Genomic DNA, 14,492 nt, shown 5'->3' on the forward strand with positions numbered 1-14,492 from the left:
AAGCAGCCAGGTACAGTAACTGGCTGCTTTTTGTCTGTTTAACCCTCGACAAGGAATTATTTCCCGGGGAGGATTTACCGGATTCGACAAAAATCTCCTTTCCGGTAATTGAAGGAAAGGAGATTTTGTTATGATGGTGGTTACACAAGGATGACCCAAAGAAGTAAAGTAAAAACAAGAGCCATTAATCCTTGAACCAGCGTAGCGGCAGTCTGTGCCTTATAGGCATCTGTGACCTTCATGCCGCTGAATTGCGTGACAACCCAGAAGTAGCTGTCATTGACATGGCTGACCGTCATGGCCCCTGCACCGATGGCCATGACCACTAACGCGAGGGGTACGGCACCGTCAATCCCCATTTGTGGGAGGAGAGGAGCAATCAGGGAAGAGGTAATGACAAGGGCAGCGGTTGAAGATCCCTGAGCTGATTTCAATAGAGCTGCCACAATAAATGGAATCAAGAGGACGAGGGCACCGGAAAGTAATCCTCCGTCTGCAATCCCTTGAATCAATTCTGCAACGGGAGTCGCCTTGATGACGGAACCGAATGCTCCTCCCGCACCTGTGATCAATAAGATATTGGTAGCATCCTTCATTCCCTGACTCACCCAGCCATTAAGGGTTTCTTCATCCCATTTTGGCAGAAGGGCAAATGCAGCAAGGACACCAATCAGTAAAGCAACGACGGGTGAACCGATGAATAAGAGAACATCTGCGGCTCCGCCTTTCCACTGGAAGAAGCTGACGACGGATCCTGTACCGATCAAGAGTATCGGAAGGACGATCGGGGCAAAAGATTTAAACGTTGAAGGAAGCTCCCCAAAGGATTTGACGATCTCGTCATAATCCAGATCGAGCTCATCTTCTCCCTCGATCTCAATTTTATTTGCGACCTTAACAGCCCAAAGGTAACCTGCTAGAATCGTAGGGATGGCTACAATCATCCCCATTAAAATAATGGTTCCCAAATAGTCACTTGCACCGATGTTCCCGGCTGCGGCAATGGGACCCGGAGTCGGCGGCACGAGGGTATGGGTGGCATAAAGCCCAGTGGCAAGTGCAACAGACATGGATGCAAGAGCCACTTTTGCCCGTTTGGCCAATGCTTTTTTGAGACTTGAGAGAATCACGTATCCGGAGTCACAGAAGACGGGGATACTGACGATGGCCCCAATCAGGGACATAGCCAGCTGTGGTCTTTTTTCCCCTACTAATCGAAGAACCACTTCTGCCATCCTGAGAGCGGCACCGGATTTCTCTAAAATCGTCCCGATAATGGTACCTGCTACGATGACGATCCCGATATACCCCATTAATCCTCCGAACCCGCCGTTGACAGCCTCTACAACCGTATCCAGTGGCAAGCCTGCAAAGATACCGACTAAGAAAGCGGCAAACAATAATGATAGAAAGGGCTGAAGCTTTAATTTTGCCGTTGTGAAAATGATAAATCCTACCCCTAGGACAATGACCGTAAATAACCAAATTCCTGACATAAGAATTTCCCCCTTTATGTTTATCCCTTTGTTAAATGTAAAATTCGTGCGATATTCCTTGTTTCATGGTAAAGCAGTTCTTCTGCTCGACTGATGCTCTCCTCTAAAGCCATCGGACCGATACTAATGGAATGACAGCTGGAGAAATTGTCGTATAATTGTTGATACCCCTCTCCTAAGCTCCCTGCGATAAGAGATACGGGAGTATGGAGTTGTTTTGCGATGGCTGCGATATAAGAAGGGAGTTTACCAAACAATGTTTGATAATCGCTCTGACCTTCCCCGGTGAGGACCCAATCAGCCTGACGAATGGCATCTGGAAGCTTCGTCGCTTCAGCAACCAGCTTTGCTCCTGATTCAATCTTTCCATCCAGATGCAAGAAGGCAAAACCGAGTCCTCCGGCTGCTCCGGCACCGCTCGTGTGTTGAAAATCAACTCCTTTTTCTTCTTGAAGCAATAGACTATAGTGATATAGTTGTTGATCAAGCTCCTTCACCTGTTCCTCGGTGGCCCCTTTTTGTGGGCCGAATACATGAGATGCCCCTGTCTTTCCACATAAAGGATTTTCAACATCGGAAGCAATGTGAAAGGTACATTCTTTTACTAGGGGATGGAGGGTGCTCCAGTCCACCTTTGCAATGGACTCAAGATCCTTTCCAAATGGCCCGACAGCGTTTCCGCCTTCATCCTGAAAGGTAACGCCGAGTGCTTGAAGCATGCCGAATCCACCATCATTCGTCGAACTGCCGCCCAGGGCAATAATGAACGTTCGGAACCCGTCATCCATCGCTGTTGTAATGACTTCTCCGATGCCAAAGGAAGTGGTATGGTATGGATTGCGTTTTTCACCAGGCACCATAGGTAACCCGGCGATGGAAGCTATTTCAATGACAGCTGTTTTCTTATCTCCTAAAACACCATATACAGTAGAGACCTTTTCCCCTAAAGGACCGGTGGCTGTTACAGGTACTTTCTCCCCTCCAGTTGCGTAAAGGAGGGTATCCAAAGTCCCTTCCCCTCCATCAGCCATGGGGATGACGTTCGTTTGAAAGCTTGTTGATTCATCCAGAAAGGCTTTCTCCATAATGGCTCCAACCTTTAAAGAGCTTAAACTACCTTTAAATGAATCGGGGGCAATAAGAATATTCATAGCGGCTCCTTTTTCAGAAAATATAATCTATTACTCTATTTAACCAAGTGGAGAAAGCGGTTACAATGTGAATTCTCCTAAACATTTTCGGGCGAAAATAAAAATGATTGTGCATGTGCACAATCATATTTCCATTATTCTTTATTCATGTCATCTATCAATAAGATAAAACGCAGTATCATTGCGTCATCAAATGTTCTGGGGCTAAGACCCGTCAGTTCTTCAACACTTTCAAGCCGGTAAAGAAGGGTATTTCGGTGAATATGTAAAGCATTCGCCGTTTCTTTCATGTTCAATTGGCAGTCAAACAAGCGTTGAAGGGTATGTCGCAAGGTGTCACTTAGCTGAAAAGTCTGCTCACGATAGCGATTCATAAATTCCTGGCGAATCTCGAGGGGGATCCGCTTGATAAAATCCATGATGCCCCAATCCTGTATATGAATATGATCGGAAAGCTGAGGGAAGCTTTCTTGTAATTCCAGGGAACTGTGTGCTTCCAAATACGATTTTCTATACCCGCCGACGCCTGGGTAGACATGCCCGATTGCTGTTTTTACAATGAAAGCCTTCTCCTGTAAATGCCGCTGCAAACGCTTGGCCAAACTGATGACTTCACCCTTAGTGGGGCAGACGCTTGCAGGGATCCCGACGACGCAGTGGGAGTCGTTGATAAAAGATTGAAAGTGAAGCTTTGGTAGTTGAAGCTTTATTCTCTTCAGAAGATCTTCTTTGACCATGGATAAAGGCATGTTGGTGGTAGAGTGGGTGAATAAGTTGGTGAACTGTACCAATAGTACTTGAACAGGTTGGCTGGTTTCAAGATGTATGTAGTGATGAGCGAACGCTTCATTTTTTCTTTCATCAAAATAATGGGGGTGTACTAAATCAAGCAGCCAATTATCCATCAATGTTTTTTGGTGCTGCAATTGATTGTGGAAATGAACCTGCTGAAGCATTACTTCTACGGTGACCTTCACCATTTTCACAAACTGATCCAGTTCCAGGGGGGAGCCGGTCACCCCAACGACCCCGATGATTTCTCCCATGAACTCAATAGGTAAGTTAATGCCTTCTTTAGAACCATGATACTTATCCAGGTCATTTTCAAAAATGATCAATGAACTTTTCTGCTTAAGGACATAAAGAGCCCCTTCGTGAACTTGATTCATGCGCGTTGAATCTGTACTGGCAACTATGACGCCGGACTCGTTCATGATATTGATATTGTAATGCACGATCGTCTTCAATTTCTCTATGATTGGATAAGCTAATTCTTCTGTAATATGCATGTGGAACACCCCGTTATTCGTCTTGCCTTCATTCTAGCACATGTTTTCTTTCTGCCTATTCGGGTATAGATACGTATACAAAGGAGGTTACCTTTATGAAACGATTAATCGGAAGACTGATCAAATGGGGACCTATCATTTACCCGATTTATAAGAAGTATCGGAATAAGAGGAGACATAAGAAATCAATGACGTATTAAGAGGACAGCCTGCATGGGCTGTTTTTTTATGTCATTTTAGCACAAGTAAAAAACCCCTGGGTTTTGAAGTGAACCAAAATTGTTAGACAATATACCTTAAGCAGCTTGCTGGACCTGAGACCTGTATTCTACAGGACTCAGGTCCTTTAACTTTGCCTTCATTCGTATATTGTTGTAGTAGTATATATAATCGTGTAATTCTTCTATAAAATGATCAATGCTTTTAAACTCCTGTAGATAGAGGAGTTCTGTTTTAAGGATGCCAAAGAAGTTTTCAATAACCGCATTATCGAGACAGTTTCCCTTTCGGGACATGCTTTGTGTTATACCCTTGGCTTTAAGGGTTTTCTGGTACTTAGCCATTTTATAATGCCATCCTTGGTCTGAGTGTAGGACTAATTTATCCTCTGGATTTAAGACCTTTAAAGCTTGTTTAAGCATGTCGCCTACCAAATCGAAAGTAGGTCTGAACTTTAGTGAGTACGAGATGACTTCACTATTAAACAAGTCAAGTATAGGAGATAAATAGAGTTTCTGTCCGAAAAGACTAAATTCCGTTACATCTGTTACCCATTTCTGATTAGGTTTATCGGCTTTGAAATCCCGCTCTAAAACGTTAGGCGCAACCTTCCCCACATTTCCGCGATAGGACTTATATTTCTTTATGCGAACTTGGCACTTAATACCAAGCAGGTTCATAAGCTTGAGGATAGTCTTCGGATCATGATTTAAGCCTCTTTTATCAAGCTCTTTTTTTATATTACGATGTCCATAACGACCTTTATGTTGGTGATATATCTCTTGTATTGCCTCTTTAACCTCAGCGTATTTATCAGGGCGTTCCATGTTTTTGGTCCAATAATAATACGTACTTCTTTTAATCCCAGCTACCTTGATCAGCTCAGCTACTTTATAGTCATTCCTTAGTTCAAAAATTACTTGCGCTTTGATTTTTGTTGTAATTTTTTCTGTTCCTGAACTAAGGCATTCAACTTTTTTAGATATGCATTCTCCATTCGTAAACGTTCGACTTCTTGGATAAGGGTTTCATTTGTTTCGTTGGTTAAATCGTTCTTCTTTCTTTCTTTTGTCATGGGAGGTCGCCCCTTCTTTTTGGGTAAGAGGGCTTCCGGTCCTTTTGTATCAACGGCTTTCCTCCAAGCACTGATGGTTGAGGGATCGGGAATTTTAAACTTCACCGCTGTATCATTAAGAGAGGCCCAATTATCGTCCATATATTTTAGTACCTCCATTTTAAACGCAGCAGTGTAATTTGTGTAACTTTTTCTTAAGGAATCTTCTCCATATTCACAATAAAGGTTTACCCACTTTTGTATTGACTTATGATGAGTACCTAGCTTATTACCAATATCACGGTATGACAGGGATCCTTTTTCATACTCTTTTACTGCCCATAGCTTATCTTCAAATGTGAATTTAGCCATATAAAAACTGCACCTCCATTGTTAGTTTTATATCTAACAATTTTGGTGCAGTTCAGTTTCCAGGGGTTTTTAGTATTCTTAATGAGACGTTCTTCTCATTCCTCTTAGAAGTAAGCTTAGTAGGAATACGAAGATGATCGCTCCCAGTAATGCCGGGATGATAGCGATTCCTGCAAGGGACGGTCCGAAGCTTCCAAGAAGTTCCCCACCGATCCAGGCACCGATGATACCTGCAATGATGTTTCCGATGATTCCACCAGGGACGTTTTTACCTAAAATGAGACCAGCTAACCAACCGATGATTCCACCAACAATTAAGTACAAGATAATACCCATTTTTTTTTACCTCCATGTAATGTTTTTGTGTTGTTATAAGGTAATTTCCCCTTTTTCTAAAAGTCAAAACCTAATATGTTGTCACTTGAAAAATTTTCTGGAGGATATACATAACATACTTTACAGCCGGCAGCTTATCCTGGTATTTTTCATAGTCCACAGTGTACGTCCCGTTCTTGTTGTTCCAAATCCGGTCGAAATAGTCATCGACTTCCTTTATAGTTTTACTGTCTGTCGGGGCCGTCAGTTTCACGTTTTCTTCCAGGTTATAATCATCCAGATTTCGGGACGTATAATTGCCCGATCCCCCGATCACGGTACTTTGCTTTTCCCCTTTTACATAAATGAATTTCGTGTGATATTGCTCTTTATTCGTGTTATACCATCTGATGGTAATATGTTCGTTCTCCAGTTTGTGAAGCTCGGCTGCGATGGGCAGGTTAGGAAGTCCGATTTTTTCTTGTCCAAAGGCGTTCTGGTTCGGATCCAGGACTAAACGAATATCCACTTCGCGTTCTGCCGCATCTTCAATGGCGTCGATGATATCCCGGTCCGCCAGATAAAACATGCCGATCCAGGCTTCGTCTCCTTTTTCCGCGTCATCTAATGCCTTTACCACCCCTTTTTGAATTTCTCTTTCCGTCAGGATCTGAGCGTTGACAGTCGACTCGCCGGGTGGAAGGGCTTTGACGGAATCATTGACCTCTTCTTCAGTAGGGAAGGCATCCACATTTCCGTCTGAAAAAGCCGCTACCGCTTTTTCGGCTTTTACCATATCCTTCAGGATGTCTCCTTTTACCTTGAATGCGATATTCGAGTGGAAACCACTGGCGTCATGGGGATTGGCGGACAGGATGAGTCCGGCTTTTTCCGTTATGACGATTTTCCGGTGATTCGCTTTGACATTCAATAGTTTCAAATATGACCTCATTGTTACCTTAGGTGCGGAGGGTGCCATGGGATTGGGCAGCCAGCCGGTACCTTCCTGCCCAAACCAGCCAAAGGCGGTCCTCCACACACCGGAATATAAGAGGTTGGGATCTCTAAGACGATTTAAGTCGGTAAAGACCACTTCAGCACCGAGTTTTTCTAAAGGTTCAATTTGTTTGGCTGTATGGGAGCCGTAAGTCGTGTTAACGACATCACTGATAAAGACCACTTTCAGGTCGGGCTTCTTTTTCATCTGTTCTTTAATCTTTCTGGATAATGTTTCACTGATCTTGGGATAATCACGGTCACCCTTTGTATAGCCATTAACTAAGAATAAGTCCAAAATAAGGAAATCGTCTGCCTCTTCAATGGTTTGATAGACTTCATCAAAGATCGATTGATCATATCGTTCTTTCCCATCCTTCTGATAGGTGAGGTCGTATAAGAATTCCACGTCCTCTTCCGGTATGGCATAGGTGTCGCTGGCGTAGGAGATTCCTTTCGGCAAAGGCTTTACGCGGTTATATATCATGACCGCCGTCAGGATTAAAATGATAACACCGCCGATCCACCAGCTTCTCTTTTTATACCACTTCTTCTTGCTCTTCAAATGAATTCCCCTGTTCTATTGTGTTTTTTCTTACTATACCCTTAATGGCATGAGGGGAATCCACATAGATGAAGATCTGGTGGAAAAGTCCAAAAAAAATCCAGGCAGAAAAATCTGCCTGGACTCCTTACCTATGATGAATGAACATGTCTGCGATATAAAAGCAAGAGTAAGAGAGACAGCGTCATGAGCCGATCAGAACCAGGAAAGTGTTCTGAAAGGAGCTTACCGGGAAATCTGCTCCTCCCATCTCCACGATTATTCCGCCAAGGACGGAACCGGATGCGCTCCCGACATAGTGGATCAGCTGCTTCATCCCGATACCTGAGGCAGTCAATTCCTTGCTCATGACACGGGACACTTCGTTTGTCGAACTTGAAGAAAGACTGGAAAATCCGAAGCTTGTAAACATATAGGCTAACATGATCATATACTCACTGTGCGGTGATAAGAGATAAAAAAGGACAGTCGAAACGATCAGAAGAATATGAGCAAGAAACATCACTCTGATATTCCCGTAGCGGTCGATTAGTCTTCCTACAAATATGGCTGCGACTGCAGACAGCATCGCTCCAGGGAAAATGATGAATCCGACAGCCGTCGGGTTTTTGCCGAATACATGCTGAAGCATCAGGGGCATGACGATCAGGATGGCGAAATGAGTGACAAACCCAAGGAAACTCATATATAGAATTTGCCTGTAGCCTTTATCCCGAATCAAGCTGGGCTGAATAAAAGGAATCTCAATCTTATGAATCCGGATCCATAATCCACCGAAGAAAACGACGGCACCTGCGAAGTAGTACCAATGAAACGTCGAGATGAATAGCAGGAAGAAGGTGATGCCAATTCCTGTCAGCAATCCTCCCCAAACATCAAAGTATCCCTTTCTTGTCGCCTCATTTGGTAGAAAGCGGTACAGTACGGGGATCATTACAAGTACGCATAATGTTATCAGGAATAAATAATTCCAACTCAGGTATTCTGTGATGACGCCACCTACAACGGGACCCAATCCAAACCCAAGGGAAGAAGCGGAAGCGATCATCGCAAGGGCCCTTCCACGCCTTTGTAAGGGGACAAACCGTCCGGCAAATACCATGGATAGACCAGGGATGGCTGCTGCCCCTGCCGCTTGAAACAATCGTGAAAGCAATAACCATGCGAATGTATTGGCAAAGAAGCCAGTCAATGAGGCTATGCCGAAGATGGTGATCCCAATGATGAGCAATCGTTTGATAGGGATGTAATCAGCTAAACGGGTATACGTAATGGTACAAATGGCAAGTACAATTGAATACCCCGATACGATCCAGGCTCCTTCAGAAGGAGCTAAAGAGAAATCGTTCAATACATTCGGAAGGGCTACATTGAACATGGTCGTATTCATGACCACGAGCCAAATGGTCAAACTTAGAAAGAGAATCGTCTTTGTATGTGAAGGAGATGCTTGAGCATGTTGTTCACCAGTCATTTTTGACCACCTCCATGATAGATATTGATGCTCGAAGTACTATACCACAAACAAAGACGTACTGAAAATGAATGTGCCTTCGTCCGGGTGGGCTTATGGAAGTTTAAGATGTTGGAAATGGTCTATTATATAAGGAGAATCTGTTAGGAGGATAAGTATGTCAAATCTTACGATAAAAGCGTTTGTGTTCGATGCATATGGTACCTTATTCGATGTCCATTCCGTTATTGAAAAATGTAATGAACTCTTTCCGGATAAAGGGGAGGAGATCAGTCAGGTGTGGCGTCAGAAACAATTGGAATATAGCTTTCTACGTCAGCTGATGGGAACATATACCACATTTTACTCCATCACGAGGGATGCCCTGCATTACGCATGTGTCCATGTGGGAGTCGATCTATCTGATGACAAAGAGAAGGAGTTGTTGGATGCTTATCTGGAATTGACTCATTATGAGGAAGTAGAAAGTGTACTCGGGGAACTGAAATCTTATCAAACCGCCATCTTCTCAAATGGCTCCCTTGATATGCTCTCACCACTGGTGGAGCAGTCTTCATTCGGGCACCTGCTGGATGAGGTATTGACAGTGGATGAAATCAAACAATTCAAACCCACTCCGATGTCTTATCAGCTTGTCCTTAAGAAGCTTGGCGTCAAAAGGGAAGAGGTTTTGTTTATGTCTTCAAACCCTTGGGATATTGCTGGAGCGGCCAACTTTGGGTTCAATACGGCATGGATCAACCGTCAGGATAAGGTAATGGATGAACTTGGGGTAAAGCCTGATTTTGTCTATAGTGATCTGAATGGAATACTTGAGCATACATGATGAAAGGGGCTGGCATATGGATGGATGCCGAGCCCCTTTTTTATTTATTTAGTAAGCCAAGCCAATGGATTCATTGATGTGCTTCCCTTGAATGACACTTAGTAATAGAAAGTGAGCGACATCTGCCCGGCCAATTTTACGTCCCTTCTCGGGGATTGAATCTCCATCTTGACGATACGTCTTTGACAGGGACTGGGTGGTCAATTGCATAGGTCTTGCAATCGTGTAGCGAACGTCATGTTTCTTTATTTCTTCTACCGCATTCTTATGATCTTTCAGCACATTACGCAGGATGAATTGTGCCAGTTTCCCTTGAAGGCCGGGTATTTCTTTGTGGATGCCGGCTGATGCTACGTAAGCGATACGCTCAATGTGGTGGGTCTTCATTCCCGTCAGGATATTTTTTGTCATGTCTGAAAGAACGGTGGTTTCCTTCAATCCATCCGAACCAAGACAGGATATGACGGCTTCCTGTCCCGCTAATGCGTCTTCCACTGCTTTAGCGTTTAAAGCATCTCCCTGAATAATGGTCAATAGTGGACCGTCACCGTTTAGTTTAGATGGGTTTCTTACAAAAGCTGTGACTTCATGTCCCTCTGCCAAAGCTTGCTTGACGACTTCTTTACCTGTACCGCCGGTTGCCCCAAACACGATTAACTTCAAGAATCTTCCCCTCCCTTTCTGTTACTATTCATTGTATAGTACAGTTAGAATAATAGACTAGAATGAATAGGTAAACTGTTTTGATTTTTATAGGAATAAAAACAAAGAATAACAGTGGGGAGGAAATGATCATGACTGAAAAGCTGATCCCGGTATCTGGAGTGGAAGTGGATGCTAAAACCAAATGTAAGCATTATCGAACACCAAAGGATATCATCGCCATTAAATTCAAATGCTGTAACACCTATTATCCTTGCCACTCATGTCATGAAGAGGTGGCGGATCATGATTCCATCCTCTGGTCACCGGAAGAGTGGAATACGAAAGCGATTCTGTGCGGAGAATGCCATAACGAGTTAACGATTTTACAATACATGAATTGCCAATCGGTCTGCCCCCATTGTCAGTCTGCTTTTAATCCCGGATGTCAGACCCATTACCACCTGTACTTTGAAGGGTGAACGACCGCAATGTTTCACGTGAAACGAAGGAGGTGTTTTGAAATGGAGAAAGCCACGTTTGCAGGAGGCTGTTTCTGGTGTATGGTGGAACCCTTTGAGAATCAGGAAGGAATCGAAGAAATCATTTCAGGCTATACAGGCGGGCAGACGCCCGATCCAACCTATAAAGAAGTGATCTCAGGCGAAACGGGTCATTATGAAGCAGTGCAGATCCTATGTGATCCTGCCTTATGTCCGTATGAGAAACTCCTGGACTTTTACTGGAGACAAATTGACCCAACCGATCCTGAAGGCCAATTCAAAGATCGGGGAAGCTCATACCGGACAGCGATCTTTTATCACAATGATCATCAAAAAAGGCTTGCCGTAGACTCTAAAAGTGAATTGGAGAAGAGTGGACGGTTTGCAGACCCTATTGTGACCGAAATCCTCCCCGCAAAGGAATTTTATCCTGCGGAAGACTATCATCAGGATTTCCACAAGAAAAACGCTTTCCGATATGCGCTATACAAACGCAGCAGGGAGGATTTCCTGAAGAAATATTGGCCTAAGGATCGATCATATTTAAAAGAACAGCTAACAGAGATGCAATATTTCGTCACCCAGGAAAATGGGACTGAGCCACCATATGAAAACGAGTTCTGGAATAACACGAGAGAAGGAATATACGTGGATATTGTGTCAGGGGAACCCCTCTTCACGTCGAAAGACCAGTATGACAGCGGCTGTGGATGGCCCAGCTTTACAAAGCCGGTCATGGACGCAAGCGTCAGCGAACGATACGATCTCTCCCATCGGACTACCCGGGTGGAAGTCAGGAGCAGGGATGCGGATTCCCATCTTGGCCATGTCTTTCCGGACGGACCGGGTCCCAAAGGACTTCGTTACTGTATCAACTCTGCCTCTTTGCGGTTTATTCCTAAAGAAAAGCTTGAAGAGGAAGGATATGGAGATTTTCTGTTATTATTTCATAGTAAATAAAGACATGCCGGCCGTATGCCGACATGTCTTTTTATCTTTCTACCTTCTCTTCAGCTTTTTCCCAAAGATTTTCTATACCTTGTACCCGTTTGATGGCTGTGATGGTACCTAGATGCAGCCCCTCATGCCAATTCGTAAAGGAGAGGACTTCGGCTAACGTTGTAAACGTGGTATGTTCACCAAGTACAAACGGTTTCTCTCCCAATTCATCCAAGCGACCCGAGAATGCTTCTTTCATCCGTCGCGGCTGGTCCTCCAACTTTTCCCGAAGCTCACTAAGTGCAGGGGGAGTGAGGCCGTTCCAGGTATAGGGACTGGTATGAAATCCGAACAGCTCTCCATATTCATTCGGAAGGGAATGACGATCGTTTTCTCCTACAAAAGAAAGTAACAGGTTTTCCTGGGATAACAGGATATGCCCCAGATTCCACCGGATCGAATTTTTAAACCCTTCAGGAACTTCATCCGCCTGTTGTTCGGTAGTGGCATCCAGTGCAGCGAGTGTGCGCATCCGAATGAACTCCATTTGTTGAAACAGCATATGTTCCTTCATTTCGTATTCCTCCCAATCATGTTCTCCATTTATAAATTCGGGATTGGGTGGGGGATTCCTTCTTACAAAAAGCACAACCGGAAGCAGACGATGTCCCGCTGCTTCCGGTTGTGTTGTATTTATGACGGATGTTCCTATTCTTGTGGTCGGTTTTTCTTGGCGTTTTCCTGCCCGGTTGTAAATTCGACTAATTCGGAACTCGTGCGATTTCCTCTTTTAGCATTCGTGTTGCTTTGAGCATTGCGGTTTCCTTTTTTCGTGCGTCCCATTCAGAATCCCTCCCTAAATAGTCAAGCATCTATAGTTTAAGGAGTTACGCAGGAAATATTCTTCTGTACCATGCGACAAAATATGTCAGATACCTTGGTTTTTCAGTTTATTTCCCAGGCTATATTCGACAAAAAACCACATATACTCTAGAGGTCCGTCCCTCCATCGTTTACGTCAAACCTTGTGAGGGGTTTCTTGGCAGGGCCTTCGATGACGTCTCCGTCAATGGAGAAGCGTGAGCCGTGACAAGGGCAGTCCCAGGTGTGGCCTCCGTGATTCCACTCGGTTTCGCATCCGAGATGGGTACATGTAGTGTCCACGACATGCAGGATTCCGTTTTCATCACGGAATCCTCCACATCGGCGCCCGTTCAAATTGATGACATCGCCTTCCCCTTTCTCAAGGTCCCCGGGCTTTTTAGACGGGATTTGGAGTTTTCCTTTTATGAGCTCGCCGGCTACATTGAGATTCTCCTTGAAAAAATGCTTGATACTTGGGTCAGCCACAAATCTTGAAGGTGAGTAGATGTCTGCATAAATGTGATGGTTTCCTAAGATCTGGTCAGAGAGAATCTGGCCGGCTAGAGTACCGGAAGTCATTCCCCACTTATTAAAGCCAGTTGCGACAAAAATCGATGCGTGCTTTTCTGTCAGCTTTCCGATATATGGCACTTTATCAAGGGTGATCAAGTCCTGAGCGGACCAGCGATACCTTATTTCCTCTACACCGACAACCTCTTCTGCGAATGCCTCCAGTGCCCTGTAGTGGTCCATCGTATCTTTTCCTTGCCCCGTCTTATGCTTATCCCCGCCGATCAGGATGAGTTTTTCACCGTTTTCATCCACTTCATAACGGAGGGAACGAGTTGGTTCGTCTGCGCTGATATACATGCCTCCCGGATAATCCTTCTTGGCTTTCACACCGATGATGTACGAGCGTTCTGCATGCATTTTCGTAAAATAGAATCCCATGCCATCATAAAAGGGGAAGTGGGAGCAGATGACCACATATTCACTATCGAGATGATAACCATCAGAGGTCACAACCTGCGTGCTATCTCCTTCATTGATCGTCTTGGCAGCCGTTCCTTCATAGATTTGGCCTCCCAATCCCGTATAAGAATCGATTAAGGCTTTTAAATACTTCAAGGGATGAAATTGAGCCTGTTTTTTCATCATCACCGCTTTTTTGATGTCCAGGTCGAAGGGGATAGTTTCTGTCAGCTCACCTGAAATATCCAACTTCTGATACGCTTCATATTCCTTTTCGATCTTCTCAGCATATTGGTCGGTCGTTGCATACACATAGGCGTCTTCTTCTGAAAAATGACAGTCGATGTTTTCGTTGTGAATGGTGTCCTTGATGAACTGGATAGCCTTTGATTGGGACAGATAATATTTCCTTGCGAACTCTTCCCCAAAGTGTTGGATGAGTTCATCATAAATCAATCCGTGCTGTGCCGAAATTTTGGCGGTTGTATGACCTGTCGTGCCGTTCAATACGTGATCGGCGTCTATGAGGGCAACCTTCTTCCCGCCTTTTGCCAACAGGTAAGCAGTGGTGATCCCTGCTATCCCACCTCCGACAACGGTTACGTCCACTTTCAGATTTTGATCCAGCTTTTTAAATACAGGGAGTTTAGTCGTTTCTCTCCAGTAAGGCTCCGGTGTGTGGGAAAATGCATTTTGTTGATGTGTATCCATATGAACGCTCCTTTAGCTTTCTATTCCTTACCATTCTCTCCCGATTTGAAGAAAAAATAAGTAAGAACAAAGAAAAAAAGAGACCGGCTAAAGCCAGTCTCTCA

15 protein-coding genes are annotated in these 14,492 nt (G+C 44.3%); 4 read left to right on the forward strand and 11 right to left on the reverse strand.

What is annotated here, in order from left to right:
* Nucleotides 1-140: 140 nt before the first annotated feature.
* From BVI01S_RS16820 to BVI01S_RS16830, 3 genes are all read right to left on the reverse strand, one after another.
* Nucleotides 141-1,496, reverse strand: coding sequence for a GntP family permease (locus BVI01S_RS16820; protein ID WP_061811014.1), 1,356 nt, complete (start codon nucleotides 1,494-1,496; stop codon nucleotides 141-143).
* A 20-nt stretch (nucleotides 1,497-1,516) separates the two neighbouring features.
* Nucleotides 1,517-2,647: a glycerate kinase gene (locus tag BVI01S_RS16825; protein WP_061811015.1), complete on the reverse strand. Its 1,131-nt coding sequence runs from the start codon at nucleotides 2,645-2,647 to the stop codon at nucleotides 1,517-1,519.
* Between the two features lie 134 nt (nucleotides 2,648-2,781).
* Nucleotides 2,782-3,936 carry a CdaR family transcriptional regulator gene (locus tag BVI01S_RS16830; protein WP_061811016.1) on the reverse strand — a complete coding sequence of 385 codons (1,155 nt, stop codon included), beginning with the start codon at nucleotides 3,934-3,936 and terminating at the stop codon, nucleotides 2,782-2,784.
* A 95-nt stretch (nucleotides 3,937-4,031) separates the two neighbouring features.
* Between BVI01S_RS16830 and yxzF the strand changes: the two genes are divergently transcribed.
* Complete coding sequence (gene yxzF / locus BVI01S_RS23320) at nucleotides 4,032-4,136, forward strand: small protein YxzF (RefSeq protein ID WP_491571931.1); 105 nt, start codon at nucleotides 4,032-4,034, stop codon at nucleotides 4,134-4,136.
* Between the two features lie 96 nt (nucleotides 4,137-4,232).
* Here yxzF and BVI01S_RS22240 read toward each other — a convergent pair.
* From BVI01S_RS22240 to BVI01S_RS16855, 4 genes are all read right to left on the reverse strand, one after another.
* A protein-coding gene (locus BVI01S_RS22240; RefSeq protein ID WP_156477353.1) for an IS3 family transposase occupies nucleotides 4,233-5,581 on the reverse strand; the annotation gives its coding sequence in 2 pieces (ribosomal slippage) (nucleotides 4,233-5,137 and nucleotides 5,137-5,581; 1,350 coding nt in all).
* 78 nt (nucleotides 5,582-5,659) lie between these two features.
* Nucleotides 5,660-5,917, reverse strand: coding sequence for a GlsB/YeaQ/YmgE family stress response membrane protein (locus BVI01S_RS16845; RefSeq protein ID WP_034764945.1), 258 nt, complete (start codon nucleotides 5,915-5,917; stop codon nucleotides 5,660-5,662).
* Between the two features lie 70 nt (nucleotides 5,918-5,987).
* Nucleotides 5,988-7,457 carry a phospholipase D family protein gene (locus tag BVI01S_RS16850; protein WP_061811019.1) on the reverse strand — a complete coding sequence of 490 codons (1,470 nt, stop codon included), beginning with the start codon at nucleotides 7,455-7,457 and terminating at the stop codon, nucleotides 5,988-5,990.
* Nucleotides 7,458-7,641: 184 nt separating this feature from the next.
* A complete protein-coding gene (locus BVI01S_RS16855; protein WP_156477354.1) occupies nucleotides 7,642-8,931 on the reverse strand; it encodes an MFS transporter in 1,290 nt (429 codons plus the stop codon).
* Nucleotides 8,932-9,088: 157 nt separating this feature from the next.
* Between BVI01S_RS16855 and BVI01S_RS16860 the strand changes: the two genes are divergently transcribed.
* Nucleotides 9,089-9,757 carry a haloacid dehalogenase type II gene (locus BVI01S_RS16860; RefSeq protein ID WP_061811020.1) on the forward strand — a complete coding sequence of 223 codons (669 nt, stop codon included), beginning with the start codon at nucleotides 9,089-9,091 and terminating at the stop codon, nucleotides 9,755-9,757.
* Between the two features lie 48 nt (nucleotides 9,758-9,805).
* On the opposite strand, the gene BVI01S_RS16865 is transcribed toward BVI01S_RS16860, so the two are convergent.
* Complete coding sequence (locus BVI01S_RS16865) at nucleotides 9,806-10,420, reverse strand: NAD(P)-dependent oxidoreductase (protein WP_061811021.1); 615 nt, start codon at nucleotides 10,418-10,420, stop codon at nucleotides 9,806-9,808.
* Between the two features lie 131 nt (nucleotides 10,421-10,551).
* Between BVI01S_RS16865 and BVI01S_RS16870 the strand changes: the two genes are divergently transcribed.
* On the forward strand, nucleotides 10,552-10,881 hold the full coding sequence (locus tag BVI01S_RS16870; protein WP_061811022.1) for a CHY zinc finger protein: 330 nt from the start codon (nucleotides 10,552-10,554) through the stop codon (nucleotides 10,879-10,881).
* 9 nt (nucleotides 10,882-10,890) lie between these two features.
* Complete coding sequence (gene msrB, locus BVI01S_RS16875; protein ID WP_061811023.1) at nucleotides 10,891-11,862, forward strand: peptide-methionine (R)-S-oxide reductase MsrB; 972 nt, start codon at nucleotides 10,891-10,893, stop codon at nucleotides 11,860-11,862.
* A gap of 31 nt (nucleotides 11,863-11,893) precedes the next feature.
* On the opposite strand, the gene BVI01S_RS16880 is transcribed toward msrB, so the two are convergent.
* The 3 genes from BVI01S_RS16880 to BVI01S_RS16885 form a co-directional block, all read right to left on the reverse strand.
* On the reverse strand, nucleotides 11,894-12,415 hold the full coding sequence (locus BVI01S_RS16880) for a DinB family protein (protein ID WP_061811024.1): 522 nt from the start codon (nucleotides 12,413-12,415) through the stop codon (nucleotides 11,894-11,896).
* Nucleotides 12,416-12,549: 134 nt separating this feature from the next.
* Nucleotides 12,550-12,684 carry a hypothetical protein gene (locus tag BVI01S_RS23190; protein WP_256503940.1) on the reverse strand — a complete coding sequence of 45 codons (135 nt, stop codon included), beginning with the start codon at nucleotides 12,682-12,684 and terminating at the stop codon, nucleotides 12,550-12,552.
* A gap of 147 nt (nucleotides 12,685-12,831) precedes the next feature.
* Entirely contained in the window at nucleotides 12,832-14,388 is a 1,557-nt protein-coding gene (locus BVI01S_RS16885; protein WP_061811025.1) for an FAD-dependent oxidoreductase, read from the reverse strand.
* Between the last annotated feature and the right edge of the window lie 104 nt (nucleotides 14,389-14,492).

It is taken from the genome of Rossellomorea vietnamensis NBRC 101237, assembly GCF_001591825.1.
In the GTDB taxonomy this organism is placed as follows: Bacteria; Bacillota; Bacilli; order Bacillales; family Bacillaceae_B; genus Rossellomorea; species Rossellomorea vietnamensis.